The following is a 25,338-nucleotide window of genomic DNA, read 5'->3' as shown; positions in this document are numbered from 1 at the left end:
GGGAAGGACCAGCTCACTCAGCTTGTTATTATCAGATGTTCAATTGAACATTCAGCATAACAGTAAATGAGCATTAGACAAGGTGAGAGGCATCGGAACACTTGGATCGACACCGTAATTAGTGTTCAATTGAACATCATCCATATCGAGGACGATCTTCTCTATGCCCGACACTTTTAGCCTGGTAACTCCGACCGACATTGTCTTCGGGAGAGGACAGATAGCCCAACTGAGCGACCGGGTGACAAGGTTGGGCAAGCGAGTACTGATCGTTCATGGTCGCCATCCTGATCGACTTGCCAGGGTATTCGAGTCACTGAATGCCGTTGATATTGTCCAAACGATGTCTGTGCATAAGGAACCAGATTTACAGACACTGAATGCTGCCATTCGGCAAGGCAAAGCATTGGGTGTCGATCTGGTCATCGGCATTGGTGGTGGTTCTGTCATGGATTCAGCGAAGGTACTGGCTGCGATGCTGTCCAGCCAGACCGAGTTGATGAGCCACCTGGAGGTGGTCGGAGAGGGGCTGCCGTTATCCACCCAGCGCCTGCCCTTGATCCTGATTCCAACCACCTCGGGAACGGGGGCAGAGGCGACCCGAAACGCGGTCATTGATATTCCGGAAGCTCAGCGCAAGGTGAGTCTGCGGGATAACCAGTTGCTCCCTGACCTTGCCCTGATAGATCCTGCGCTGACCGACCATTGTCCCCGGGGTGTTACCTTGCACTCAGGGCTGGATGCCATTACCCAGGTCATCGAGCCGTATCTCTCGTCACGCTCCAATCTGTTCACCGACATGTTGTGCAAAGAGGCGATCCCAAAAGGCCTGGCCGCGTTAAAACAACTGATGGATGGTGAGTCTGAAGAGGCGCGTGACGCCATGGCTCAAGTGAGTCTGTTTGGTGGGCTTGCACTTGCAAACTCGGGACTGGGTGTCGTTCATGGCATTGCCGGTCCGTTGGGAGGATTATCTGGTGCGCCCCATGGTGCCCTCTGTGGTGCCTTGTTGCCGGCAGGTATAGCCGCCAACCGCGATAGCGTGTTTGAGGCGGAGCATAAGGCTCGTATTGATCGGGTAGTTGGCTGGATTGCAGACATATTTGAGGCGCCCGCGGATCAGGCGCTACCACGTTTTCGTGAATGGATCTGTCAAAGTGGCTTGCCCGGGCTGGCATCCATTGGAGTGACGGAAGAGCACATTATTGCCGCCTCACAGTCGGCTGCAAGCTCTTCTTCCATGAAGGCCAACCCCGTTGTGTTGCCAAGGTCAACCATTGAAAACATCATGCGCGAGTCGTTTTGAAAAGTGAGTTGCTATCAAAACGTTCAACACTTCGGCTAACATCCGTTATCAAGCGTTAAGATAACAACAAGAAGGTAAAAACAGTGATGTTGCTAACCGGCTTCGGGCTTGGCTGCCTGTTGCCCCTGTTTGTGATTACGTTGCGAGACTTCCGGCATTTGCTGGTTGGCCAGTTGTTCCTGCTGGTGATTGTTGGGTCTGTGGCGTTCCTGGTTGATCCTTTGATTCCAACCGAATGGCGCTGGATCACTTCCGACCTGCAAACCGCGTTGCCCGCCTTGTTCTGGCTACTGTGTCAGCTGATTTTTGCGCCGCGCCCGCGTTTGAAGTCAGTGTGGGGCGCGATGGCGCTATACAGCTTTCTGGCGCCAGCGTTGGCGCGGCCCTTCGTAGAGCCCGGTGACGCGTGGACTCCGGCGGTGTTCTTCGGATGGCGGCTGGGCCAGTTCTTCGAGTACGTGGTGCTGCTGCATGGCCTCAGTTTTGTGATTCGGTACTGGCGAAACGATCTGGTGGAAGCCCGCAGGAAGGCCCGTCTGGCCTTTTTGTTGATTGTCGGCAGCGCCGTAGGCGTGGCGACGGTCAGCCTGAACTTCGGGCTTTATCATGAGTACATCCGCGGGATCATCACGGGGCTGGCGGCTTTCGCAACCCTGATCTGCCTGGTTACGGCGCGGGAGGGAATCATGGATCTGGTGGGCAGCGATCGGCCTGCCGGTTCGCCACAGCCGCAGCCCAGACCAACTCCAGAGACAGAGCCCCAGGAGGCTAACGAGGCACACTTTGCACAACAGGAGCAGGACGCCTCAGTGCTTTGCCGAACCATGGATGCCGGCTTCTATCGAACAGAGAAGCTGACTCTCAAAAAGCTGTCGGAAGCCACTGAGATTCCTGAATACCGTTTGCGCAAGGTGATTAACCAGGCTTTGGGTTATCGAAACTTCAATGACTACATCAACCAGCTCCGGGTAGCCGACGCCGCTGAACGTTTGCGGAACGAACCGGGCACACCCGTGCTGAACATCTCTCTGGACGTTGGCTACCGTACCCTGAGCTCATTCAACCGGGCGTTTCGGGATATCCAGAACGCCACCCCAACAGAGTACCGTCAGCAGTGCCTCGGGGCTGACATCAGCTGATCAAAACCTGCAATTTCCGGAATTGCAGGTTTTGCACAGTGCCCTTCTTTTCTCCTCTCAAACCCCTGGTGCGCGGGCCGTTGCAGAATTTGCACAGGGCGTGAGGCTTTCTGCACATCGGTTGTTCTCGCCAACGTGTCGCATCCTGCTTAGTGTCGTTCGGGACACCGCGTTCTTTTTGGGAACGCCTGAATAACAACAACACGATCAAGCAGAGGTTACGATGCGCCAGGCCAGAACGTTCAAGAAACTATTGTTGGTGACTGCCATTTCAAGTGGGTTCCTACTCGCCGGTTGTGATGGGGACGATGGAGAAGACGGCAAGGCCGGAGCCGATGGACAGTCCGCCGATGTCGTTGCCCAACTTGCAATGACCACGTCTGGTTTTTCCATTCCTGAAGACGCCATCCTTGTAGCGCCGGATGCTGCAGACGGTGACGACATTACCGAGGCACTGTCCGTGGCGTTGTTCGATTTGCCGGAGGATGCCCTGGTGGTTCTGCCAAAAGGGCGGTTTGTGGTGACCGAGAGCATTGTCATCAACAGTGCCAGTGGGCTGACCCTCACCGGCTACGGCATCAACGAAACTGCGCTGGATTTCAGCACGTCCAATGGCGACGACGCGTTCCGCTTCCAGGGCGGGAACGGTATTACGGTGCGGGACTTCGGTGTGTACGAGGCGCCGAAGAACGGCATCAAGGCCACCAACGTCAACGGCATCCATATGACTTATACCGCCACGGTCTGGGAAGGCGAGTTGGAGTCGGCCAACGGCGCCTACGGGCTGTACCCGCTGAAAAGCCAGAACGTGCTGCTGGAGAACAACTACGCCTTCGGGTCGGCGGATGCGGGCATCTACGTGGGGCAGTCCGAAAACATTGTGGTTCGGAACAATACCGCCAAACAGAACGTGGCCGGCATTGAGATTGAAAACTCCACCATGGCGGATGTGTACAACAACATCGCGCTCGCAAACTCTGGCGGCATCCTGGTGTTCGACTTGCCAGGGCTGGATAAGGCCTACGGCGGCAATGTTCGTGTTTTTAACAACCAGGCCTACAACAACAACGCCGATAACGTAGGCGCTGGCGTGGTTGGCACGGTGCCACCGGGAACCGGCGTCCTGGTGCTGGCCACCAGTGACGTGGAAATGTACAACAACCAGATAACGGACAATGACACCACGGCGGTCGCGATCACCAGCTATCTGCTGGTTGATGATGACCTTGCCAGTTACCCGGCCAACTACGGCGCCACCATGGGCAATGGTTGGAGCCCGACACTGAAGAACGTCTACCTGCATAACAACACCATTGCCCGGAACGGCGATAACCCGCGAGGTGCGCTACTTCAGCCGGTTATTGATGGTTACTCCTCGAACATGAACAGCAAGGGGGCGCCGCAAACCTTTCCTGCGATTCTGTATGACGGAATCGGTGAACTGCTGTCGAATGCCGGAGAGTTGGCTGGCTTCAATGCCCTGGTTGGCGCCGAGGCGCAGGCCGATGGGGTGAACTACGACCCTTACGGCGCAGGCGACCAGATTTGTGCCAACAGCAACATCAATGGCAACCCGGCGCCAGACTATGACGAAGTGAATACCGGACTGGTCTATCCGGATGATCCTGCCGACGTAACCATGGTTGATGGCGATGGCAATCCTCTGCCCCACCTGTTAATCGATCAAATGGTCAACAACACCTACTTGAACTGCGTCCAGCCGCGACTGGCGCCAGCGGTGGTGAACTTCCGCAACAACATCTACGGCTGCACCGGGGATGATCTGGCCGAAGCGGCCTGCGCGCTGTAAGGGAGAGTCTCCAATGAAACACAGTAATAGAACGATTGCGGCGGGTGTGGTGACGTCTTTTCTTCTGGCTGCGTGTGGCGGCGGAGGAGGTGGTGATTCGTCGGACGATAGTGGCTCCAACCCGACTGGCAGCGCACTGAATGCCGGTGCTGGTGCGCCGACAGGAGCAGAGGGCAGCTGCAGTGCAACCACGAATGGGGTGAACTGGGACGCCTTGATGACGGAGGTGTGCCCGAAGCTCTCCGACTACAATCTGTTTACCGATGCCAGTGATCCAACGGCCGGGCCGACCCGGGGCGGGGTGCCTTATGATCTCTCCACGGCGTTGTTCTCCGATTACACCAGTAAGTACCGTTTTGTGTTTGTGCCGGAAGGCAAGACCGTGGGTTACAACCCATCAGAGGCGCTGGATTTTCCGGTTGGGACGGTCATTACCAAGACTTTCGCCCTACCGGAAAATACCGCCATGCCTGACGGTGCGGAGCTGGTGATCGAAACCCGCCTGTTGATCCACCGGGTCGATGGCTGGATGGCATTGCCTTATTACTGGTCGTCAGAGTCCGAGGCGACACTCGCCATTGCGGGGAAACGCCTGACCGACCTGACCACCATCAACAACCAGGGACAGACGCTCACCTTTGATTATGCGGTGCCCAAAGCTGCGGACTGCAACTCCTGCCACTCCATTGTGCCAGACCTGGCGGGGCCGGATGACCAGCGTGAGCAGATTTTTCTGCCCATTGGCCCCAAGGCCCGTTATCTGAACAAGGATTTCAGCTACCCGGACGGCACGGTCTACAACCAGCTTCAATACTGGTCGGAAGGCGAACTGCTCACTGGGTTACCGGCGGATTTCAACAGTGTGGAACAGGCACCGGTGTTCAATGACGAAACCCACATCCCGTCACTGAGCGACGCAGAACTGAACGACAAGGCCAGGGCCTACCTGGACATCAACTGCGCCCATTGCCACCGGGCAGACCTCACCCTGCCGGCCGACTATGCCGGCCCCGCAGGCAGTAGCGGCGTGCAGTTGGAGTACAACCGCGTCTACGCTGACTCGCCGGGCAAATTCGGAGTCTGCAAGGACCCGGTGGCCGGCGGCAAAGAGGGTTATCCGTACGACGTGATTCCAGGCAACGCGGATGAGTCCTACCTGCTGTTCCGCATCGAAACGACAGACAGCCGGCACAAGATGCCCGAGCTGGGCCGTAGCACAACGCATCAGGAGGGTGCTCAACTGATTCGCAGTTGGATTGACCAATTGCCCAGTGCCAGTTGCTCGCCGATGCCGTAATAGCGTCCCACCCTGGCGGGTTTAGCCGGGAATCCGGTCAAGAGAGTTGGTTTTGTGGCGGGTGAGGCTTATGCTCGTCACACATTTCTTATCCGGGAGTCGCTTTATGGGTCTGGCTATCGCATTGCATGTTCTCTCTGCCGTGATTTGGGTTGGCGGTATGTTTTTCGCCTATATGGCCATGCGGCCAGCAGTGGTGGAGGTCATTGATGCATCGCAGCGCGGTGCTCTTTGGTGTCATACGCTGTCCCGGTTTTTCCGCTGGGTATGGGTGGCGATCATACTGTTGCTGGTGACCGGTTACTGGATGGTCTTCAGCGTATTCGGTGGCATGGCGGGAGCCGGCTGGCATGTCCATGTGATGCAGGGGCTGGGGATTGTGATGATGCTGCTCTATTGTCACGTCTATTTTGCCCCCTTCCGGCGGTTGAAGCAGGCCGTTGCCAATCAGGACCCACAGGAAGGCGGGCGCCAGGTGGGACAGATCCGCAAGCTGGTGGGCACCAACCTGATTCTTGGGCTGATTGTCGTGGTGATTGGTGCTGGCGGGCGCTATCTGTAGGCCTATCTGGTAGCGGATAACGCCTTGTGCTGTTGCCCTGTCGTCTTTTTTCTTTGCGGACTGCACGGGGATTTGCAAGAACTCATGGCTTTCCGGGATGATTTGTTGATACACGATAAATCATCCTGGAGAGTGTGATGAACGAAGCCTGGCTGAAAGCCCTACCCAAAGCGGAGTTACACCTACACCTGGAAGGGGCGCTTGAGCCTGAACTGATGTTTGCACTGGCTCGGCGCAACGGCATTGAATTGCCGTGGAGCGACGTTGACGTGCTGCGACAGGCCTATTCCTTCAATAACCTGCAGGAATTCCTGGATCTTTATTACCAGGGTGCCAATGTGCTGCGCACGGAGCAGGATTTCTACGATCTCACCTGGGCGTATCTGCAGAAGTGTCAGGCGCAGGGCGTTGTCCACGTTGAACCTTTCTACGATCCGCAAACCCATACCGAGCGCGGGATTCCCTTTGAAGTGGCCATCAACGGCATCAGCGGTGCCATGCGCGATGGGCGCGAGCAGTTGGGCATTACCGGTGGGCTGATTCTCAGTTTCCTGCGGCACCTGTCTGAAGATGACGCCTTCCGGACACTTGAACAGGCGATGCCATTTCGTGATCAGTTTTTTGCGGTGGGGCTGGACAGTGCCGAACAGGGCCATCCACCCAGCAAGTTTGAGCGGGTGTTCGCCAAAGCGAGGGCTGAGGGCTTCCTGGCGGTTGCCCATGCCGGCGAAGAGGGGCCGCCTGAGTACATCTGGCAGGCCCTGGATCTGCTCAAGGTAAACCGTATTGACCATGGGGTCCGTGCCGCGGAAGACCCGAAGTTGTTGGACCGACTGGCGGATGAGCAGATCCCGTTAACGGTTTGCCCGTTGTCGAACATCAAGCTGCGTGTGTTTCAGGACATGACCCACCACAACATTCTGGACCTGTTGGAGCAGGGTTTGAAGGTTACCGTGAACTCGGACGACCCGTCCTATTTCGACGGTTATGTGCTGGAAAACTTCGTGGCTCTGCGTGATGGCCTGGGGATGACAGAAGAGCAGGCCCGCCGGCTGGCGCAGAACAGTATGGACGCTCGGCTAGCTCCGTAGATGCAGCTTGTACAAGGCAGTATCGATATTCGGCAAGATGCGAGAATCTGTCCTACCATTGAACAGTCAATCCCGCGTTCAAGGAATGAGTCATGAGCATGATCAGCAGCACACAACGTTTATTGCTTGGTTCGGTTCTTGCCTTCTCGATGGTTGCCGGGGTCCATGGAGCGACACCCGCCCCTGAAGGCGCGTCGGTGTATTTTATTACACCAACTGATGGCCAGACCGTGAGTTCTCCAGTCACCGTGAGATTCGGTCTGGATGGGCTGGGTGTGGCGCCAGCGGGCGTGGAACGTAAGGGCACCGGCCACCATCACCTGCTTGTGGATGTAGACGATATGCCGGCGATGGACCAACCGGTTCCGTCCGATGATCGTCATATTCATTTTGGTGGCGGACAAACCCAGACGTCCCTGGAGCTGTCACCGGGCGAACACACCTTGCAGTTACTGGTGGGGGACCACCTGCACGTACCTCATCAGCCGCCTGTGATGTCCGAGAAGATCACCATCACGGTGGAGTAGTAACCATAAATGGCTCAGAGGCAGGCCAGAACGCTGTCGCCAATTGCCACCTCGCCCCCTTCAATCACTCGCGTCGTTATACCGCCATGCCCACGCATGGCGTTATAACCGCCCGGCCCAAGGGCGGTCTCCATCTTGCTGCAGGGGTGACACAGGCCGGTGTATTCCAGCACCACACCCCCGATTCGGAACGTTTTGCCTTTCAGGGCCAGGAGGTTCAGGCCAGAGACCACAATGTTGCGCCGGAAAATGTCTGGGTCAAGAGCATCCCGCCCGAGGCAGGAGGCAATGGCATGCAGGTGCTCTTTCTGGATCAGGGTGACCTGCCGCTTGCTGGTCTCGCGGCCCTCGAATCGATCGCCTTCCAGGCCTTTGCCCGGCGTGATCATCACGTTATCGAGTATTGTCATGGGCTCATCACGGGCAGGGCGGATGCCAATCCATTCAACCCGGCCGCTCTGAGGAAGGGTGTCGAATAAGGTTTGAAGCGGGGTTGGTTGCGCCATGGGTGCCTCATGTGAGTTCTGGTCAGTTTGGCCCTGCCGGTACTGATTGTAGTTCAGGAACAGTCAGTCCTCCCTGCCTGGGAGGCTCTTGCCTAAATCAACCCGGCTCGGATCATGTCGAACGTGTCCAGAATGCGGGCCACATACTGGTCTTTCGGCCGAAAGCTGCTTTGGGTGCTGAGCGATACGTCCCGCTCCAGGTGATCCAGCAGCTTGTGCAGGCGACGACGATGAAGGCCGAGTGCCGCCTGCACGGGGTCGGAAATAACGCCAGACAGCGCTGCGAACGCTGCCAGGGCGGCCATGACCGCGAGCATGACGCCGGCGGTCGTTGCCAGCGACGGCTCCGGTGGAAAGACGCTGTAATACCACGTGCCAATGGTTTCGCCGAGGATAAAGTCCCGTGCGGCCAGGGTCTTTGCAAGCATGGACGCCAGCACCACTCCGAGCCCTATGCCCCCAGGTGTAAACTTCTGGAATGCAAACGCGCCCAGCACGGTGCATGAAATGCTGTTGGTGATATCGGCAGAGGCCGTCCGCGTTACGCGGTACTGACGAAGAGCGTCGGCAATCACGGGCTCTATCAGTTTGATAAAGTGCTGGTGGTCGACTGGCTCAGAGCTGTGGCGCTCGTAAACCTCCTCCAGCGCTTCCACCAGATAGTCTTCCAGCAGGTGGCCCGTTGGTTGGCCATTGTTCAGCAGGTTGGCCTGAATAAGGCTCGAGATGTGCTGTTGTACGCGAGTGGTAAAACCAGCAGGCACACGATCAGCCATTCCGTGCAGCCATCTCAGACCGGCTCGTTTGCGCGTTGGAATTTTTACCAGGCAGGCAAGGGCGTAAACCGGCGCCCAAAGCAGATTGATCGGCGCCCGCAACATGTCCCAGCCCAGTGCCATCCGGTTGGTTGCCACAGCGCCGGGATAGTGGAAATGTCGGTCGATAAACGCCGGCACCCGCGCCCGGCAGTCGGCGAAATACCGTTCAATGCCCGAGCCTATGGCCAGCTCTATCTCTGCTTCGGAGATGGTCTGCTCGGGTGGTATGGCAATGGGCATAAGTGACAGGTGCAGTTACCGGTAAGTGGGACGGAGTCGTTTACAGGCGCTCACTTTATCAGGAATCGTTACGGTTTCCTGTTAACGCCCTGATCATCCGGTAGAGAAACCCCAGAACTTCCCTAAATCAGAGAAACTTAGTACCTTGCGGACATTCCGAACAAAAACACCAACAGGATCATCGTTATGAAAATCCGTGCCGCTGTATTGGAAACGATAGGTGCGCCACAGCCTTTCGACGAAAACCGACCGCTGACGATTGAAGAGCTGGAACTGGATCCACCGGGCGATCATGAGGTGTTGGTTCAGATACGGGCAGCGGGTTTGTGCCATTCAGACCTGTCTGTGATTGACGGCAACCGGCCAAGGCCCGTGCCTATGGCCCTGGGCCATGAGGCGGCAGGCGTGGTCAAAGCCGTTGGGGCAGGGGTGACAGATCTCAGCCCGGGTGATCACGTGGTCACTGTCTTTGTTCCCAGCTGCGGGCACTGCAGCCCCTGTGCCGAAGGTCGCCCCGCCCTGTGCGAACCGGCGGCCGTCGCGAACAATGCCGGTACGCTGGTTGGTGGCGAACACCGGCTGCATCGGGCGGATGGTACGCCGGTGAATCACCACCTGGGCGTCTCGGCGTTCGCCGATCACGCAGTGGTGTCCCGACATTCACTGGTACGGATTGATCCTGATCTGCCGTTTCATCATGCCGCCCTCTTTGGCTGTGCCGTGCTGACGGGCGTGGGCGCCGCTATCAACTCGGCCGATATCAAAGCCGGTCAGACGGTCGCCGTTATCGGGCTTGGCGGCGTGGGCCTGAACAGTGTGTTGGGTGCGCTGGTAGCCGGGGCAGGACAGGTCATTGCCATTGATCTGGATGAAGACAAGCTTGCGATGGCCAAGAGCCTGGGCGCCAGCGCTGGCATCAACGCGGCGGACGAAGATTGCGTGAGCCAGGTGAAAGCCTTGACCAACGGAGGCGTTGATTGTGCGATCGAAATGGCGGGTTCTGAAAAGGCGCTGGAGTTGGCTTATCAACTGACTCGTCGTGGCGGTACAACCGTAACAGGTGGGTTGGCACACCCTGACAGGAAGGTGTCGATTCAACAGGTGAGCCTGGTGGCAGAGGAACGAACCCTCAAGGGTAGCTATGTGGGAAGCTGTGTGCCGGTGCGAGATGTGGCCCGCTACGTCAGCCTGTTTCGCCAGGGACGGTTGCCGGTCGACAAGCTACTGAGCGACACCCTGACCCTTGATGAGATCAACGAAGGCTTTGAGCGATTGGCAAACGGCAAGGCCATTCGCCAGGTCATTCTTTTTGACGACCACTGACGCCAGGCTGCCTCCATGGAACGATCTGACTTCCCCGTGTTTTACCCCATCATCACCCGATGGATGGATAACGACATCTACGGTCACGTCAACAACGTGACCTACTATTCCTACTTCGATTCGGTCATCAACCGCTATCTCATTGAAGAGGGCGGTCTTGATATACACAACGCACCGGTAGTGGGTTTTATGGTGAGTTCCAGCTGCCAGTTCAAGAAGCCGGTTGCCTACCCTGATGCCCTTGAAGCCGGCGTTCGGGTTGCCAGAATTGGCACCCGTTCTGTGACCTACGAAGTGGGGATTTTCATGGAGAACGAAGCCCAGGCAGCCGCACATGGCGAGCTTGTCCATGTGTTCGTTGATCGAGCTACCCAGTCATCCACATCGATTCCTCCAGGGATTCGGGAAGCCCTGGAGCGAATTACGGTGTAAAGGCCGTTCTCGGGAAGGGCGACTGATTCAGGCGTCAGGCGTCCAGAGGCCCTGCAGTTGCCCCAGCAACGAAGAGCCAACCCCCTGGTTCCCCAGGAAGCTCATGATAACCGGGACAAACTGCTGGATCATTCCGCTGTCCATACCCAGAGCTGTAAAGGCCGACCGCACGCCGTCCATCGACGATATATTGGAGAGCAGGCTTTCGCTCAGGCTGCTACCACCGCCCAACAGGCTGGACAGGCCCGAGGCTTTGCTGGTGAGGGTGCTCATTGAATCCTTGCCCAGCTGGTTTTTTGCAAGCTGTAACAGGGCGCCGGTGCCACCTGTCGCCTGGGCCTGCGTGACGCCGAGCTGATTCTGGAGTTGGCCGACCAGTTGCTGGGCTTCACCGCTGACTTCTGATGCCGAAGTCATTGCTTCGGTGCCGCTGGAAAGCGCGTCGTTAAGGTCGAAGGCGTTAACGGTTGGGGCGAGTAGGTAGATGCTTGAAACCAGGAGGAATTGCTTGATGGTCGCGTTCATGGAGTGATCCTGAGGGATGTGTGGTCGAAGTCTGTCTCCTTTAGATGGTGGCGAACGGTGTTTAATAAAAGTGTGGGAAACCGAGACATATCTGCATGTCGGTTTGGTGTTGCCTTCTCGCTTCTAAAAAAGGGAGGGCAGTGAGCCCTCCTCCGTGCGTTCAGGCAAAGTCGTATTCACCGCCCTTCTCGAGCGCCTTTTGGTAAGCCGGCCTGGCGTGAGCTCTCTCAACCCACGCATTGATATGGGGCCGGTCTTTGCCAACGATACCCCGTGCTACTGAGGCTTCCAGTGGAAAGCTCATCTGAATGTCCGCCGCGCTGAGGTTGTCCCCCAGAAACCAGGTGTTTTTTGCCAGGTGAGCTTCGACGAAATCCAGGTGTGTTTTGATCATCGGGCCGATGAAGGTAGCAGTGGTTTTATCGGCAATGCCTTTGGCCACCGGCTTGATAAAAAACGGCATCGGGCTGTTTTTTACCTTCTGGAACACCAGGCGCATTACCAACGGTGGCATCAGGGAGCCTTCGGCGTAATGCAGCCAGTAGGTATAATCCAGCCACGCCTGGCCGCCGGTTTCCGGCAACATGGTGTCTTTGCCGTAGGTGTGGGCCAGATACTCGATAATAGCGCCTGACTCCGTTACCACCAGATCGCCATCGGTAATCACCGGTGATTTACCCAGCGGGTGCACTTTTTTTAGGCTGGCCGGTGCCAGCATGGTTTTAGGGTCACGCTCGTAACGCTGGATTTCGTAGGGCACTCCCAATTCTTCCAGCATCCAGAGAACGCGTTGTGAACGGGAATTGTTGAGGTGGTGAACGGTAATCATGCAGTGACTCCACTGGTGTCAAAAGAATGAGCAGGTTAGCAGTGTAGTCTGCAAATAGCTTTTTGGATCACCACGGGTTTTGCTTCGAGTCGTTTTCCAGTGAGTGTTCTTGCACAAGGCAGTTTTCCGAGCTAGATAAGGATAACAATAATATTGCGAGAGGCATCTGTAGTGGATGCATGTTGGTATCCTGATAGTTAGATAATCATTCGATGAAACATACATAGAGGAAGGATTTCTCATGAAAACATGGTTATCGATCATCGCTATTAGTAGCTTAATCTTCACGGGGTTGGCGAATGCGGCTCCCCAGAGTAAACCCAACGGCCCCTGGCTCACCGACGAACAGAATGTGTCCTTGGCTGCGTTACGAAGTTATGCCCAGCTTTGGCATACGCTCGAGCAACTGGATCGGTCGGCCAAAGGAGAGTTTGTCCTTTCGAGCGCTCCTCGCCTCAGTAATACTGGCCGGGAAATCCCCGTGGTTACCATAGGGAGCGGGCCTCAGCGCATAATGATCATTGCTCAGCAACACGGCAACGAGTATGTCGTGAGTGAGGCTATGGTTGATTTGGCCAGAGATCTATCCGACAACTCGAGGGAATCGAGAGCCGTACGGGATGCGCTCACGCTGACCATCGTACCCAGGGTCAATGTCGATGGGTTTGACGCAAGTGTTGAAGATGCTTTCGGGAATACGCCACCGTGGCGCCAGAATTACGATCCATCATGCGTATCCGGGCCTTGTCCTGCTTTTTATCAGCGCGGACGCGGTTATGACATCAACCGCTATCATTCGTTTCTTGAGGATGGTCCGGAGGTCGATCCATACGTTGGTGGCCCCAATCCTGTGCCCGAGTCGGTTGCCATGCGCTTGTTGTTTGACGAATTTCAGCCTTCGGTGGTTATCGATTTCCACCACCAGGGCTCTTACGTCGATGCCGACGGCAATTTGATCACCGGATCGACGCTATGGCCGAATGCCACATCGGCGGCTGAGGCGTTGGGTGTGGTGGACCAGTTTGAGGCTGGAGTGGAACTTGCAAAAAAAGTGGTCACGGTTATGGCCACAGAGCTCGACCAGTACGGTTATGCCAACATCACGCTCTATCCCGGTACCACAACGCCCGGAATCGCCCGTAACGCGTATGGATTGTTGGGTGCCGGATCGGTGCTGTTCGAAATGCGTGGGGGTATTGGAACCAAGGGCAACGGGTACATTACCAAGACTGCGTACAATGCTGCCAAAGCCGTTGTCGCCGCCATGGCCGACGGCACTTTGTTCGACGCGGACATTACGATCGCGGAAAGCCTTCCCCCCAGGGGACCGGGAATTGGCGCGCCTAACGAGGAGGGAGGAGAAGTAGAGTAACAAGGTAAACCCATGAATGGGTTAGCCTCATCCCCACATATAGGGGATGAGGCTCCAGCCATATGATCATAACGATTGAACCTGCCTCGCTTTTTCGTTACATCTACCCTTTCGTTCCATCTGAAATCAGTCACCTAATTTGATAGGTCAGGAGGTCGGCAATGTCGGAACCATCACTGAAGGAACAACTCAACACCGCGGTGAAAGACGCGATGCGGAACAAGGATAAGACCCGGCTTGTCACCCTGCGTATGGCGCAGGCGGCAGTCAAACAGATTGAGATTGATGAGCGCCGTGATTTGAGCGACGAGGATGTCCTCAAGGTGTTGGACAAGATGCTCAAACAGCGCCGCGACGCCGCCAGTCAGTACGATGAGGCGGGGCGCGAGGAGTTGGGTGACAAGGAAAGAGCGGAAATGGTAATCATTGAGGAATTCATGCCTGCGGCCCTGAATGAGGATGATCTGGACGGCCTGATTCGAATGACCATCAGCGCTACCGATGCACAGGGAATGCAGGATATGGGCAAAGTGATGAACGAGCTAAAGCCCCAGGTGCTTGGCCGGGTTGATATGGGCCACCTGAGCAAGAAGGTGCGGGCAGCACTGGCGGGCTGATGGTAACCCAGGTTCGTGACGCACTGGTAAACGAGAAAGGACCACTATGGCCGACAAAGAACTGCGCCCCAAATCCGATAGACAGGCCATCGACCAGTTTATCAACGAGGTTCGCACACTGCCTAAACAGGGTGGCGGGCAGGCCAGGCTGATATTCGCGCTGGATGCCACCGCCAGCCGGGAGGCAACCTGGGATGAGGCGTGCCACTTGCAGAGTGAACTGTTCATGGCGACCCGGGATTTGGGTGGTTTGGCTATCCAGCTTTGTTACTACCGCGGCTTTGGCGAGTTCAAGGCCACAGGGTTTGTGACGGAGACCGGTCAGTTGTTGAACCTGATGAACGGCGTTTCCTGCCTGGGTGGGCGCACCCAGATCAGCCGGGTGTTGGCTCATGCCGTGAAGGAAACCCGGGAAAAGGCCATAAGGGCGGTGGTGTTTATTGGCGACTGTTGCGAGGAACCGGTGGACGAACTGTGCCATACCGCGGGGGAACTGGGGATGCTGCGAACGCCGGTGTTCATGTTCCACGAGGGCGCCGACGCTCATGCCAGAGCAGTGTTCCAGCAGGTGAGCAAGTTGTCTGGTGGCGCCTATGCCCCCTTCGATCGCAACAGTCCGCAGGTTCTCAAGGATCTTATGGCTGCGGTGGCGGTCTATGCTTCCGGGGGAGCCAAGGCCCTGCAGGATTTTTCCAGCCGCAGCTCTCCAGAGGTCAAGCGCTTGACCCAGCAGATCAAGTAGCGCTTGTTTCAATCCACGTTCAAGCCATCGATGGACCGATGAGTTCCGGGGTATCTGAGTGCCACTAACGCTTCTGGTCATAGCACTGTCGGTTGTTGCGTGGGTCTGGCTGCGCAACCAGCCGGCCAGCCAACGTAAGCCGGCGATGATAAAGCTGGCCTTGATGGCCGCTATCGGGATAGTGGTTCTGATGGCCGTTACCGGCCGCTTGCACGCCTTATTCGCGTTGTTGGCGTTTCTCTATCCACTGCTACGCCGGGTGCTGCCATCATTGTTGACGGGGCGCATGGCGGGGGCCGGAACGGGAGATGCAAACGCAAGTTCGGGCAACCAATCCCATGTCTCCGGCGACATTCTGGAAATGAGCCTGGATCATGACTCCGGCACCATGAGGGGCAAGGTCCTGAAAGGCCCCATGGCCGGGCGAGAGCTGGCGGACCTGGGCGAAAGTGAATTTCTTGAGCTGTTGCGATACTGCCGGGCGCACGACGAGGACTCCGCCCGGCTGCTGGAAAGTTATCTTGACCGCCGGTTTGGTGACTCATGGCGTGCTGACGATGAGGCCAGCGCTGGAGGTGAAGAATCCGAAGAACAAGCCAATGCTGGCGGTCCACTTACCGAGAGCGAAGCACTGGACATCTTGGGGCTGAAGCCCGGTGCAACACAGGACGAGATCATTCAGGCCCACCGCAGGATGATGCAGAAAGTACACCCGGACCGCGGTGGGAGTAACTATTTGGCCGCCCGCATCAACGAGGCCAAGGCGTGTTTGTTGGGCTGACGGCTTCTGTCGGATCTAGGCGATCATTGTGCCAGGGGAACGTTACCCGATGTGTTAAGTGCAAAGCTGAGCAACCAACGATTCCCACGTTCAATCTTCGAAACCCGGTGTTGGTAGAGATCTGGTCGAAACAGGTATACCCGGCCAAACAAGTTGAAAATGTTCTTTTCGCAGATGAACTCACCGCCGGCTTTGGGCTTTACCAGAACACAATTGAGTTTGTACAGCCGGCCTTCGGAAGTCATGTCCAGGTGCGGTCCCACCTTGTGACCTTCCGGGTAGCGGACGAGGTACAGGTTCAGGCGTTTGGAGCGGAACAAAATCCGGGTTTTGACGTTTGCGGGCATTGAATGTGCGTTCTATCTTGGGAGGGTTGAGCTGTTAGTTTGTGCGGTTTGTCGGGCAGCCGTCAACCGTCGCTCCGAATCGTAACTTTCCTGCTACCAAAGTCCTGGCAGTTTCGTGATTTCGTATCATGTACAGCAAACGGGTGGCTCTGGGAAGGTGGTGTTTAACCAACGAACGGGGGAGATCGTTATGACTCAGTACCAGGGCAGTTGTTTTTGTGGCGCTGTTAAGTTTCAGGTATCTGGCGCACCCGAAGCGATGGGATATTGTCACTGTGATTCCTGTCGTCGCTGGTCGGCCGGGCCGGTGAATGCGTTTTCTCTGTGGCCATACGACAGCTTCGAGGTGTTAGCGGGTGCCGATCACATTGGCGAATTCCATCTCACGGAACAAAGCTATCGCAAGTGGTGTAAAAAGTGCGGTGGTCATGTGTTTACCGATCATCCGGCGTTAAGTCTTATGGACGTCTATGTTGCCAACCTTCCGGACCTGGCGTTTGAGCCCGCGGTCCATGTGCATTACCAGGAATCGGTACTGCCGATTCGCGACGGGCTACCAAAGATGAAGGATGTTCCGGCCGAGATGGGCGGGTCAGGCGACACTTTGCCAGAGTGATTTGATGAGAGCGGGGCGGGTGGCGCATCGAATTTCCACTTATGCCTATATATCCAATTCAATAAGCATGCTAAAACGTCTCGCCCGGTGCTCGCTCGCTTTTTTCGGGCGCCGGGTACTCTTCCATTCATCGAGATTTCAGCATGTCAGACAAGTTCTTCTACAAAGGCCGGCAGGACGCGCGCCAGCACCACACCGCCCATGGTGGCTTCCAGACCAAGGCCAGTCAGAAGAGTGGCAGCAAGAAGTTTCCGCTAACACTGGTGGTTACCAGTGAGGCGCGCAGGCAGGAGGTCGAAGCTCAGGTGGCGGAAGCCAATCTGCATGCCAACATTACAGTGGATGCCCGCGAGGGTGCGGTTGAATCCATCACCGAACTGACCGCACTCCTGAACAAAGTGACGACTGTGACTACGGCGAAAATGCCTTCCCGCAATGATCCTTGCCATTGCGGGAGTGGTGCCAAGTTCAAGAAGTGCTGTGGTTGACCACACGTTTCTCAATCGCTCTGTTTCAGGCCCATTTCCCAGAAATCGATTTCCAGCCGGGTGGCGTCGCTGAATATCCGGGTAAGCTGCGCGAACCTGTCGGGGGATACATCCGCCAGTCGTTCATCCAGCCACTGGATTTCCGCGTGCATGGCCTGCTGGAACTCGTCGCTTTCATACATGGCGATCCAGGCGTCATACGGGTTTTTGTCTCCCCGAATGGTTTCTGCCCGGTTGTTCAGCCAATTGGCGATTTCCCCGTAGCCCACCATGCAGGGTGAGAGCGCAACATGCAGGTCGAGCAAATCGCCGCGGTTGCCCGTGTCGAGCACATAGCGTGTGTAGGCAAGGGTGGCGCGCGCTTCCGGCAGGTTGGCAAGTTCTGCTTCTGAAATGCCCCATTCCTTGCAGTAGCTGATGTGTAGGTCCAGTTCTACATCCACGATGGCCTGCAAGCCTTCCTTTGCCTGGCGGAGATCCAGCAAGGTTGGGCTTTTGTAGGCCGCCAGGGCGAAGGCGCGGGCAAACTGGATCAGGAACAGGTAATCCTGCTTGAGGTAGTGCTGAAACGCTTCGGGAGCGAGCGACGCATCGCCTAACTGCTTTACGAAACTGTGTTCAATGTAGTCGCGCCATTCTGTCCGGCAAGCCTTCCTTAGGTCTTCGAACTGATACGTCATTGTGAATATCCTTCGTCAGATTGAATGTGTTTGGGTCAGGCAACTCAGCGACAAATCCTTTTCCAGCCGATAGGTTTCAAAATCCTGCGCCAGAAACAGTTGGCCCTTGTAGTGCTGCATGGCTTCGGTCGCCAGTTGGTTGATGTGGGGCGCACCTCCCGGCCCGGACTGGTAACGTGAGCTGAAATGGGTCAGCACCAGGTTGGGCAAGTGAGCTTGTTGGGCGAATCGGGCGACCTGTTCAGCGGAGCTGTGTTGTGGCCAGGGGCCGACCCGGTCGGCCACGTCCTGGGTATAGGTGGCTTCGTGGATCAGCACGTGGGTGCCGTTGCAGGCATCGGCCAGCAGGTCTGGGGTGTCGTTGTCGCCGGCGACGATCAGGCGGCGGGCCGTGCGGGGAATGTGTGTGTAATCGTCACTTCTGAGCAGGCGGCCATCCTCCAGCGTTATATCGTTGCCTTTCTGCAATTCGCCCCAGCCGGGTCCGGGCTCGATGCCTTCCGCGCTTAATTTGTCCCGCAGTAGTTGTCGCTCCAGGCTTTGCTCGGTGAACACATAGGCGCGGCAGTCGACACGATGGGACAGTGCCACATTGGTAACCCTGACGTGCTCATCCTGCCACTGGAAATCCGATGCTTCGGAATCGATAAAGTTTAGCGAGTAGCTGAGGCTGGAGTCGCTGTTTGCGAGCACTGCGCTGATGAAGCGTTGTACCTGGATGGGGGCAATGACGTCCAGCGGTTCCGTGCGGCCAAGCATGGAGGCGCTGGTGAGCAGCCCTGGAAGGCCGAACGTGTGATCGCCGTGGATATGGGTGATGAAGATGGCGCGCAATTGCACAACCGAGTAGCGGGTGCGAAGCAACTGGTGTTGTGTGCCTTCACCGCAGTCGATCAAATACCAGGGTTTGGGGCCGGCGTGGCATAGGGCCAGCCCGCTCACATTTCGTGACCGTGTCGGGGTGCCGGCGGATGTGCCCAGGAAGGTGAACTCCATTGTTAATCCGCCCATTGCCAGGGTGGCGCATCCAACAAACCCTGCCCCAGGACGATGGTTTCGCCAAGGTCCTTGTTCAGGGCGATGGAGTTACAGTCGCCATCCTGTTCCAGAGTTGCCACCAAACGTGGTGCGTGGGAAACGACCCACACCTGGGTTTCACGTGATGCTCGATTGATCAGGCGCCCCAAGGCAGGCAGCAAATCCGGGTGCAGGCTGGTTTCCGGTTCATTAAGCACCAATAGTGACGGTGGTCTTGGCGTGAGTAGTGCGGCTACCAGCAACAGGTAGCGAAGCGTGCCGTCCGACAACTCCGCCTGGTTTAAGGGGCGCAGCAACCCCTCCTGCAAAAACTGCAGTATGAAACGGTTGCCGGAGTCTGCCTCAAAGTTGATGGTTGCCCCGGGAAAGGCATCCTCAATGGCATCGTACAACGCCGCCCGGTCGCCAATCTCGTGGATGGTCCGCAGAGCCGCGACCAGGCTATGGCCGTCGTGATCAAGCACCGGCGTTCGCGTACCGATTTGGGGCGTGCGGATGATGGACTGGGGATCGGTTCGGAACTGGTCGTAGAAGCGCCAGTTGCGGATGGTTTGCCGGACAGCATGAACCTCGGGCACAGCCACCGGATCGCTGATTTCGTTGAGGATGCTTTCGTAGGTGTTGAGGTGGGCGTTGTAGACTTCCCATTTACGACCGTTGCGCACTTTCACCACAGGCCCGACCCGGTCAATCAGGCAACTGCTGGGACGGCAGACGTCTCCCGCCCAAATGCACTCGCGCTTGATTTCCGGGTCAAACTGAAACATGGACGGGTCCTGGTAGCCCGCAAACCCCTGAGGGGCGGGCATACCCAGTGAGATGGCGTAGCCGAAGTCTTCACCCACGAAGCCGAGTCTGAGCCGGCTGTTCTGTTTTTTGGCAGAGCCCTGTACGGGATCGACACCGTCTTTCATGCCTTTGGTAAAGGTCTCCGGCCCTGCCCAGAACGTGTAATCCAGCCCGCCTTCCTGCGCGATCGACGAGATTAAGTTGCCCTTTGCGGTTTCAGCCAGTAACCGCAGAGACTTGTAAAGGTTGGACTTGCCGCAGCCGTTGGGCCCGGTTACCACATTGAGGCCGGTCAGGGGCGCGACGATACTCTTAAGGCTGCGGTAGTTGGATACGGCAAATGCGTTGATCATAATCTCAAGATCACTGAGTTTGGTAAAAAAGTCTCGTTATCTCAAGCGCTCTCAGCCGCTTGAATTCGGTTTCGGCCGCTCTCTTTGGCTTTGTAGAGTGCCGCATCGGCGGCAAAGACCAATTCTTCGAGACTGCTCTTGTCATCGGGAACGATGGTGGCGCAGCCCACGCTGACGGTGATGCAATCTCGCGCCGTTGAATGGTCGTGCCTGATGTCCAATGCTTCGATGGCAACGCGGGCATTTTCAGCGACCTGTATCGCACCATTTTCGTCAGTATTGGGGAGTATCAGAATGAACTCTTCTCCCCCGTAGCGTGCCACCATGTCGGTTGAGCGCTGCAGTTGCTCCTGCAGTGTCTCGGCTACCCGGATCAGGCATTCGTCACCCATCTGGTGGCCGTAATTGTCGTTGAAGTGCTTGAAGTGATCCACATCGAGCATAACCACAGATAGGGGCTGGGGCTGCCTTCGCAGGCGCAGCCAGGTGTCTTTGAGGTAGGCGTCACCGGAACGCCTGTTAGCGACGCCGGTCAGGCCATCGCGGTCGGCCAGGCGTTGCAGTTCTTCATTGAGTTCTTCCAGCTCTGCCGTGCGTTCAACCACTTTCTCTTCCAGGAGCCGGGAATGGTCCTGTACCTGAGTGTAGAGCCGGGCGTTTTCGATGGCGACAGCCGCCTGGGCGGAGAGCAGTTGAATCAATTCCACCCGGTCGTCGGTGAAGACGGCGTCGGTCAGGTTGTTCTCCATGTAGACCGCCGCCTCAAAACGTTCCCGCACGATGATAGGGACACACAGTACTGATCGTGGATGCAGGTGAATAGTGTAGGGGTCGTTCACAAACGGGCCGTCCGCCATGGCATCGTGCAGGACCACGGCTTCGCCCCTTTGAAACACCTGGCTGATCACGCTCATTGGCAGGGCGAGGGCCTTGCCCTGACGATCACTGAGTGTTGAGTGGGTGGGGATTTCAACCTGTGGTGACGGCTGCTCTGGCCGGATTATGGCCTCGACACTGAACGCACCACCGGCCCGGACAATCAGGCAGCCCCATTGCCCACCGGCATTTTCCAGCAGAATCGCCAGGGTTTTCTGCAACAGCTGGTCCAGCACCATCTCGCCGGAGATCTCACGGGAGGCTTTCATAACCGATGCCAGGTCGAGACTGGCCAAATGGCTTCCTGGTGGGCTGAGGTGGGCCTGAACCCACTGACGAAGCACCGGGAACTCGTCCTCCAGCTGTTCTACCTTGCGTTGTGCGCCCCAGCGGTTGTATACCCCGTGGGCACCACGGAGATAACCCTCGGCTGAGCGCCCTTTACCCAGTGCCAGCAGGTGCCGTGCGGCTCGCTCAAAGGCAGTGGCCTCATCGCGCAGGAAGCCGTTTGCCCGTGCCGTGTCGATGGCCGTGTCATAGAGCTCCAGTGCGGCGTCGTGCCTGCCATCCAGGCGGGCGAGTTCTGCGGTCATCAGAAATTGAAGGTGGCGGAAATTCGCTTCGCAATTGTCCGCCCAACGGGTCATGCGCGCCAGGTCCCGTTCAAGGCGTTCTCGTGTGGCCTGTTGGTCAGCCCTGTTCATGGTGGGGAATAGAGTCGTGAGGGTGAGGTTGGCAACAATGTAGAAACGCACGAGCTGGGGCAGGGACATCGCGGACTTGATTAGCTTGTCCTGCTTTCTGACAAAGTGCAGTGCCTGTTCGTAGTTCCCGTAGAGCAGGTTGATCTCGGCACTGTAGATCTGATGATTGGCAATGCCGGTCATGAACCGGCGCGTACTCATTGCCTCGAGACACGCCTGGTCATCAAAATCATCGGTGCTCAGACTGGCCGGTGAGTGGGTGGTGCCAAGAAAATTGCGCTGCATCTGCAGGAAGAGGGAACCGGAGTCCAGCGAATCCTGGTAGGCGCACTCGCGAACGATGTCGAGGTTTTCCTGATGCAACTGGCTAGCGGTTTCCAGATCCATGCCCGGGTCCCAGATCACGCAGTCCTGGGCACTGTAGGCCAGATAGAGCAGGTCGCCGGATTGATAGCCGGCTTCGATGCCCTTGCGGAACCAGGGCGTGAGCGTTGCCCAGTGGTTGCTCCAGTGATGAACGAACATGGCGTATACATAGATAACGCGCGCCCTCAGGCTGAGGTCATCAAGCCGTTCATTGATGGCCAGGCCAACCTTGGCGTACTGATAGCCCAGGGCGGGCTCGTCCAGCTCACCACACAAAAGCATGCCGTAGGCGGCATAGGCAAACGCCGATTCCGGGCAGTTGCCCCGATTCAAAGCCAGGTTAACCGCTTTCAGCACCAGGTAGCTGAACAGCTTGCTGCCGGAGAGAAACGCGGCAGCAAAGATTTCCATCAGCAGACGCATGGCGGTCAATGTGGCTGGGTCTTCGATGACAGGAGCATCAACCAGGTCGGTGATTTCGCGGCCAGCCAGGTTCGTCAGTACCCGTTGGCGTTCGACATCGATATCGTGCTGGCTGGGGTGTTCGGTGAAATTGACACCCAATAGTGCCAGCCCCTCAATGGCAGCGTGAATAGACGCCTCCATTCTACCCAGCGTGGCATTCTGCCGGGTACGTATGGCGAGAATGTCGGCGCGATGCAGCCGGGAGTCCGCATGGTCCAGCATCTGCTCCAACCAATGGTCGGCCTCGTCGGTACGCCCGGTGAGGTAGAGGCAAAGCTGTATCTCTGACGCCAATGTGGCCATCAGTGAGGGCATCTGTGACCAGGCGTCGTCTGGCAGCAATTCCTCGGCGACCTGCAAGTAGTCGAGTGCCTGTTGATAGGCCGAGGTTTGTCGGGCGCGACTGCCGGCACGAAGGTTGAACTCGGCCAGTTGAAGGCGTTCTGACCCGGACTGGATCAGCGCGCGCCCCTGATTGAGATGATTCACGATATCAATCAATTGGTCATCGGCGACCTGCCCGCCGCCGTGTTGTAGCATCAGGCGCCCGACCGTTAGGTGTACCCGGGGGAGCTCGTCGGTTGCAATGAGGTTGTAGGCAGCCTGCTGCACCCGGTCATGCTGAAAACGGTAGCTGGGGTTGAGCACCCGCTCTTCGTCCTGGTGTCTCGCCAGGCGATAATCACTGTGTAGCGGCAGCACGGTGTACTGTTTCAACGCCGGCAGAAGGGCCCGGGCGGTTTCAGCAACGGTATGCTCGTAGATGGTGGCGAGCGTTTGCAGGGTAAAGGTATTCCCGATGCTGGCGGCCAGTTGAAGTACGTTCTGCGTTTCGTCCGGGAGCTGTCGCAGGTTATCCAGCATGAACTCAACCACGTCATGGCTGGTTTCATCCCAACTGGCCCTGTCGAGCTGCCAGTGCCATTGGCCACTGCCCGAATCTGACCAGATTGCCCCCTGGGCATGGAACTGTCGCAGCAACTCGTTGGTAAAGAAGGGGTTGCCCTGGGCGCGGTGAAACAGCATCTCGCTCAGTGTGCGGCTCGTTTCCGGCTCGCAACGCAGGGCATCGGCCACCATTTGGTCCACTGACGATTCATCAAGCGGCCCCACAGGGATCTGATGAATTCGCCGATGGTTGTTGAGGTCATCCAGGAGCAATCTGAGCGGGTGCCCAGGGCCGACTTCATTGCTGCGATAGGCGCCAATCAACAGCAGGTGGCTCTGGTCCCTGGAGGTGACTATACGGCGTATCAGGTCGAGGGTTGGGGTGTCGCTCCACTGCAGATCGTCCAGGAACAGCACGACCGGATGGCCTTCGCCGGCAAACACTCGCAGGAATGCGGTCAGTACCAGCTGCAACCGGTTACGGCTCTCTGAGGGTGGCAGCTCGGTCACAGGGGGTTGTTCGCCGATAATCAGCGCCAGCTCCGGTACCAGGTCGATCACCAGGGCGCCGTTGGGCCCCAGCGCACCAAGCAGTTCGGTGCGCCAGCAGTCAAGCTGGTTGTCGGGCTCTAGCATGATTTGCTGCACGAGGGCACGAAAGGTGGCTGCCAGTGCTGAGTAGGCTTCGCTTTGCTGGAACTGGTCGAACTTGCTCTGGACCAGGAAGCCGCGTTCACGGATCTGGTAGCGATCAATTTCGTTGACCAGTGCCGACTTGCCAACGCCGGAGTAGCCGTGAACCAGGCAGAAACGGGATCGTCCCTCCACCGCTTGCTCGAACAGGCTCAGCAACTCCTGCAGCTCGCGCTCGCGGCCGTAAAGTGCCTGGGGAATCAGAAACTTCTGCAGATGATCCTTTTCACCCAGTGTGAAGGGCAGCAGTGGCAGATCCTGTTCTATCGACGTGGCGCAACGGGATAGGTCGTGCAGCAGGCCCAGGCTGCTTTGATAACGTTCTTCCGGGGATTTGGCCAGAAGCTTCAGCACAATGTCTGAAAGGGCCTCGGGTATGTCCTCAAACACGGTGTGAGGCGCCGGAGGCAGACGACTTATGTGGCTGTGTACCCACTCCAGGGTATTGTTGGCTGTAAACGGAGGTTGGCCGGTCAGAAGTTCAAACAGCAGCAAGCCGAGGGAATAGTAGTCCGAGCGGTAGTCGAGGCTCCGATTCATGCGCCCGGTCTGTTCCGGCGACATGTAGGCCAATGCCGCCTCGGGCTGATTGGGCAGCTGTTTGGCCTGCCGCTCCTGCCCCAGCTCCGATGCTATATTGAACCCCGACAGCACCAGTGCGCCACTTCTTGAGTCAAACAGGACGTTATGGGGTGTCAGCGACTTGTGCACGATGTCCTGTGCGTGGATGTCGCTCAGAATCTGTACCAGGGCCTGGGCTATTTTCAGCGCCTGGGGCAGGGGCAAGCGTCTGTTACGGCTCTCGGCCATTACCGAGGCAAGCGAACGCTCACAGGGATCGGTGACGAGCGCCAGGTTCCCACTACCGTGTGGCAATATGTCATGAACCCTGCGTACGCCTTTCACGCCGTCGAGCCGTGAAGCAATGCTGGCTTCGTGATTGAGCGTGGCCACCTGCCTGCGGTCGGGATATTCGGTATCAAGGGTTTCAATGCAGACGTCTGCACCGTCCGAGAGTCGCCGTGCGCGATAGGCCGCCCGGCCTGCTTTTCTCCAGAGGCAGAAGGAGATTGTGTATCCGGGCAGCTGTAATTCGCTCTGCATCAGGTGCCGCTCCT

24 protein-coding genes are annotated in these 25,338 nt (G+C 57.3%); 15 read left to right on the top strand and 9 right to left on the bottom strand.

The window, feature by feature from the left end:
• Window positions 1-163: 163 nt before the first annotated feature.
• The 7 genes from JJO78_RS13340 (at window position 164) to JJO78_RS13310 (ending at window position 7,732) form a co-directional block, all read left to right on the top strand.
• Complete coding sequence (locus JJO78_RS13340; RefSeq protein WP_075196963.1) at window positions 164-1,306, top strand: iron-containing alcohol dehydrogenase; 1,143 nt, start codon at window positions 164-166, stop codon at window positions 1,304-1,306.
• Between the two features lie 86 nt (window positions 1,307-1,392).
• On the top strand, window positions 1,393-2,445 hold the full coding sequence (locus JJO78_RS13335; protein ID WP_075196964.1) for a helix-turn-helix domain-containing protein: 1,053 nt from the start codon (window positions 1,393-1,395) through the stop codon (window positions 2,443-2,445).
• A 223-nt stretch (window positions 2,446-2,668) separates the two neighbouring features.
• On the top strand, window positions 2,669-4,255 hold the full coding sequence (locus JJO78_RS13330; RefSeq protein ID WP_007152714.1) for a parallel beta-helix domain-containing protein: 1,587 nt from the start codon (window positions 2,669-2,671) through the stop codon (window positions 4,253-4,255).
• A gap of 13 nt (window positions 4,256-4,268) precedes the next feature.
• Window positions 4,269-5,552 (top strand): SO2930 family diheme c-type cytochrome, encoded by a 1,284-nt coding sequence (locus JJO78_RS13325; protein ID WP_036209259.1) that lies wholly within the window; start codon window positions 4,269-4,271, stop codon window positions 5,550-5,552.
• 106 nt (window positions 5,553-5,658) lie between these two features.
• On the top strand, window positions 5,659-6,114 hold the full coding sequence (locus tag JJO78_RS13320) for a CopD family protein (protein WP_036209262.1): 456 nt from the start codon (window positions 5,659-5,661) through the stop codon (window positions 6,112-6,114).
• Window positions 6,115-6,251: 137 nt separating this feature from the next.
• Window positions 6,252-7,205 carry an adenosine deaminase gene (locus JJO78_RS13315; RefSeq protein ID WP_075196966.1) on the top strand — a complete coding sequence of 318 codons (954 nt, stop codon included), beginning with the start codon at window positions 6,252-6,254 and terminating at the stop codon, window positions 7,203-7,205.
• 92 nt (window positions 7,206-7,297) lie between these two features.
• Window positions 7,298-7,732 carry a DUF4399 domain-containing protein gene (locus JJO78_RS13310; protein ID WP_007152710.1) on the top strand — a complete coding sequence of 145 codons (435 nt, stop codon included), beginning with the start codon at window positions 7,298-7,300 and terminating at the stop codon, window positions 7,730-7,732.
• A gap of 14 nt (window positions 7,733-7,746) precedes the next feature.
• Here the strand turns inward: JJO78_RS13310 and JJO78_RS13305 are convergent, their stop codons facing one another.
• A complete protein-coding gene (locus JJO78_RS13305) occupies window positions 7,747-8,238 on the bottom strand; it encodes an MOSC domain-containing protein (protein ID WP_036209269.1) in 492 nt (163 codons plus the stop codon).
• A gap of 92 nt (window positions 8,239-8,330) precedes the next feature.
• Window positions 8,331-9,296 (bottom strand): DUF6635 family protein, encoded by a 966-nt coding sequence (locus tag JJO78_RS13300; protein WP_075196967.1) that lies wholly within the window; start codon window positions 9,294-9,296, stop codon window positions 8,331-8,333.
• 186 nt (window positions 9,297-9,482) lie between these two features.
• On the opposite strand from JJO78_RS13300, the gene JJO78_RS13295 reads away from it, so the two are divergent.
• Both JJO78_RS13295 and JJO78_RS13290 read left to right on the top strand, forming a co-directional pair.
• Window positions 9,483-10,619, top strand: coding sequence for a zinc-dependent alcohol dehydrogenase family protein (locus tag JJO78_RS13295; RefSeq protein WP_007152707.1), 1,137 nt, complete (start codon window positions 9,483-9,485; stop codon window positions 10,617-10,619).
• A gap of 15 nt (window positions 10,620-10,634) precedes the next feature.
• The gene (locus JJO78_RS13290) at window positions 10,635-11,051 is read left to right on the top strand and encodes an acyl-CoA thioesterase (RefSeq protein WP_075196968.1); all 417 of its coding nucleotides are present in this window, start codon (window positions 10,635-10,637) and stop codon (window positions 11,049-11,051) included.
• Window positions 11,052-11,078: 27 nt separating this feature from the next.
• Here the strand turns inward: JJO78_RS13290 and JJO78_RS13285 are convergent, their stop codons facing one another.
• Window positions 11,079-11,576: a DUF2780 domain-containing protein gene (locus JJO78_RS13285; RefSeq protein WP_075196969.1), complete on the bottom strand. Its 498-nt coding sequence runs from the start codon at window positions 11,574-11,576 to the stop codon at window positions 11,079-11,081.
• Between the two features lie 160 nt (window positions 11,577-11,736).
• Window positions 11,737-12,405, bottom strand: a complete 669-nt coding sequence (locus tag JJO78_RS13280) for a glutathione S-transferase family protein (protein ID WP_075196970.1) — start codon at window positions 12,403-12,405, stop codon at window positions 11,737-11,739.
• A 241-nt stretch (window positions 12,406-12,646) separates the two neighbouring features.
• Here JJO78_RS13280 and JJO78_RS13275 point away from each other — a divergent pair, with 241 nt between their 5' ends.
• The 4 genes from JJO78_RS13275 to JJO78_RS13260 all read left to right on the top strand — a co-directional run bounded on the left by JJO78_RS13275 (window position 12,647) and on the right by JJO78_RS13260 (window position 15,917).
• Window positions 12,647-13,777, top strand: a complete 1,131-nt coding sequence (locus JJO78_RS13275) for a M14 family zinc carboxypeptidase (protein ID WP_075196971.1) — start codon at window positions 12,647-12,649, stop codon at window positions 13,775-13,777.
• 161 nt (window positions 13,778-13,938) lie between these two features.
• Window positions 13,939-14,394 carry a GatB/YqeY domain-containing protein gene (locus JJO78_RS13270; protein ID WP_075196972.1) on the top strand — a complete coding sequence of 152 codons (456 nt, stop codon included), beginning with the start codon at window positions 13,939-13,941 and terminating at the stop codon, window positions 14,392-14,394.
• Window positions 14,395-14,440: 46 nt separating this feature from the next.
• A complete protein-coding gene (locus JJO78_RS13265; protein ID WP_075196973.1) occupies window positions 14,441-15,136 on the top strand; it encodes a hypothetical protein in 696 nt (231 codons plus the stop codon).
• Between the two features lie 58 nt (window positions 15,137-15,194).
• A complete protein-coding gene (locus JJO78_RS13260) occupies window positions 15,195-15,917 on the top strand; it encodes a DnaJ domain-containing protein (protein WP_075196974.1) in 723 nt (240 codons plus the stop codon).
• Window positions 15,918-15,940: 23 nt separating this feature from the next.
• On the opposite strand, the gene JJO78_RS13255 is transcribed toward JJO78_RS13260, so the two are convergent.
• Complete coding sequence (locus JJO78_RS13255; protein ID WP_007152700.1) at window positions 15,941-16,264, bottom strand: 2OG-Fe(II) oxygenase; 324 nt, start codon at window positions 16,262-16,264, stop codon at window positions 15,941-15,943.
• Window positions 16,265-16,454: 190 nt separating this feature from the next.
• Between JJO78_RS13255 and JJO78_RS13250 the strand changes: the two genes are divergently transcribed.
• The gene (locus JJO78_RS13250; RefSeq protein ID WP_036209304.1) at window positions 16,455-16,880 is read left to right on the top strand and encodes a GFA family protein; all 426 of its coding nucleotides are present in this window, start codon (window positions 16,455-16,457) and stop codon (window positions 16,878-16,880) included.
• 143 nt (window positions 16,881-17,023) lie between these two features.
• Window positions 17,024-17,368 (top strand): PBPRA1643 family SWIM/SEC-C metal-binding motif protein, encoded by a 345-nt coding sequence (locus tag JJO78_RS13245; RefSeq protein WP_075196975.1) that lies wholly within the window; start codon window positions 17,024-17,026, stop codon window positions 17,366-17,368.
• A gap of 11 nt (window positions 17,369-17,379) precedes the next feature.
• On the opposite strand, the gene tenA is transcribed toward JJO78_RS13245, so the two are convergent.
• From tenA to JJO78_RS13225, 4 genes are read right to left on the bottom strand one after another with little or no spacing between them, the layout of a single operon-like run.
• Window positions 17,380-18,048 carry a thiaminase II gene (gene tenA / locus JJO78_RS13240; RefSeq protein WP_075196976.1) on the bottom strand — a complete coding sequence of 223 codons (669 nt, stop codon included), beginning with the start codon at window positions 18,046-18,048 and terminating at the stop codon, window positions 17,380-17,382.
• Between the two features lie 15 nt (window positions 18,049-18,063).
• Window positions 18,064-19,044 (bottom strand): ribonuclease Z, encoded by a 981-nt coding sequence (locus tag JJO78_RS13235; protein ID WP_075196977.1) that lies wholly within the window; start codon window positions 19,042-19,044, stop codon window positions 18,064-18,066.
• A gap of 2 nt (window positions 19,045-19,046) precedes the next feature.
• Window positions 19,047-20,228, bottom strand: a complete 1,182-nt coding sequence (locus JJO78_RS13230) for an AAA family ATPase (protein ID WP_007152694.1) — start codon at window positions 20,226-20,228, stop codon at window positions 19,047-19,049.
• Window positions 20,229-20,269: 41 nt separating this feature from the next.
• Window positions 20,270-25,324, bottom strand: coding sequence for a diguanylate cyclase (locus JJO78_RS13225; RefSeq protein WP_075196978.1), 5,055 nt, complete (start codon window positions 25,322-25,324; stop codon window positions 20,270-20,272).
• Window positions 25,325-25,338: the final 14 nt, after the last annotated feature.

Source organism: Marinobacter sp. DS40M6 (assembly GCF_028581595.1).
Classification (GTDB): domain Bacteria; phylum Pseudomonadota; class Gammaproteobacteria; order Pseudomonadales; family Oleiphilaceae; genus Marinobacter; species Marinobacter salarius.
This window is presented reverse-complemented; position numbering and strand designations above follow the sequence as displayed.

Bases quoted from the DNA above. Each gene is read 5' to 3' on its own strand.
- JJO78_RS13340 (WP_075196963.1), top strand. From the start codon at position 164: ATGCCCGACACTTTTAGCCTGGTAACTCCGACCGACATTGTCTTCGGG.
- JJO78_RS13335 (WP_075196964.1), top strand. From the start codon at position 1,393: ATGTTGCTAACCGGCTTCGGGCTTGGCTGCCTGTTGCCCCTGTTTGTG.
- JJO78_RS13330 (WP_007152714.1), top strand. From the start codon at position 2,669: ATGCGCCAGGCCAGAACGTTCAAGAAACTATTGTTGGTGACTGCCATT.
- JJO78_RS13325 (WP_036209259.1), top strand. From the start codon at position 4,269: ATGAAACACAGTAATAGAACGATTGCGGCGGGTGTGGTGACGTCTTTT.
- JJO78_RS13320 (WP_036209262.1), top strand. From the start codon at position 5,659: ATGGGTCTGGCTATCGCATTGCATGTTCTCTCTGCCGTGATTTGGGTT.
- JJO78_RS13315 (WP_075196966.1), top strand. From the start codon at position 6,252: ATGAACGAAGCCTGGCTGAAAGCCCTACCCAAAGCGGAGTTACACCTA.
- JJO78_RS13310 (WP_007152710.1), top strand. From the start codon at position 7,298: ATGAGCATGATCAGCAGCACACAACGTTTATTGCTTGGTTCGGTTCTT.
- JJO78_RS13305 (WP_036209269.1), bottom strand. From the start codon at position 8,238: ATGGCGCAACCAACCCCGCTTCAAACCTTATTCGACACCCTTCCTCAG.
- JJO78_RS13300 (WP_075196967.1), bottom strand. From the start codon at position 9,296: ATGCCCATTGCCATACCACCCGAGCAGACCATCTCCGAAGCAGAGATA.
- JJO78_RS13295 (WP_007152707.1), top strand. From the start codon at position 9,483: ATGAAAATCCGTGCCGCTGTATTGGAAACGATAGGTGCGCCACAGCCT.
- JJO78_RS13290 (WP_075196968.1), top strand. From the start codon at position 10,635: ATGGAACGATCTGACTTCCCCGTGTTTTACCCCATCATCACCCGATGG.
- JJO78_RS13285 (WP_075196969.1), bottom strand. From the start codon at position 11,576: ATGAACGCGACCATCAAGCAATTCCTCCTGGTTTCAAGCATCTACCTA.
- JJO78_RS13280 (WP_075196970.1), bottom strand. From the start codon at position 12,405: ATGATTACCGTTCACCACCTCAACAATTCCCGTTCACAACGCGTTCTC.
- JJO78_RS13275 (WP_075196971.1), top strand. From the start codon at position 12,647: ATGAAAACATGGTTATCGATCATCGCTATTAGTAGCTTAATCTTCACG.
- JJO78_RS13270 (WP_075196972.1), top strand. From the start codon at position 13,939: ATGTCGGAACCATCACTGAAGGAACAACTCAACACCGCGGTGAAAGAC.
- JJO78_RS13265 (WP_075196973.1), top strand. From the start codon at position 14,441: ATGGCCGACAAAGAACTGCGCCCCAAATCCGATAGACAGGCCATCGAC.
- JJO78_RS13255 (WP_007152700.1), bottom strand. From the start codon at position 16,264: ATGCCCGCAAACGTCAAAACCCGGATTTTGTTCCGCTCCAAACGCCTG.
- JJO78_RS13250 (WP_036209304.1), top strand. From the start codon at position 16,455: ATGACTCAGTACCAGGGCAGTTGTTTTTGTGGCGCTGTTAAGTTTCAG.
- JJO78_RS13245 (WP_075196975.1), top strand. From the start codon at position 17,024: ATGTCAGACAAGTTCTTCTACAAAGGCCGGCAGGACGCGCGCCAGCAC.
- tenA (WP_075196976.1), bottom strand. From the start codon at position 18,048: ATGACGTATCAGTTCGAAGACCTAAGGAAGGCTTGCCGGACAGAATGG.
- JJO78_RS13235 (WP_075196977.1), bottom strand. From the start codon at position 19,044: ATGGAGTTCACCTTCCTGGGCACATCCGCCGGCACCCCGACACGGTCA.
- JJO78_RS13230 (WP_007152694.1), bottom strand. From the start codon at position 20,228: ATGATCAACGCATTTGCCGTATCCAACTACCGCAGCCTTAAGAGTATC.
- JJO78_RS13225 (WP_075196978.1), bottom strand. From the start codon at position 25,324: ATGCAGAGCGAATTACAGCTGCCCGGATACACAATCTCCTTCTGCCTC.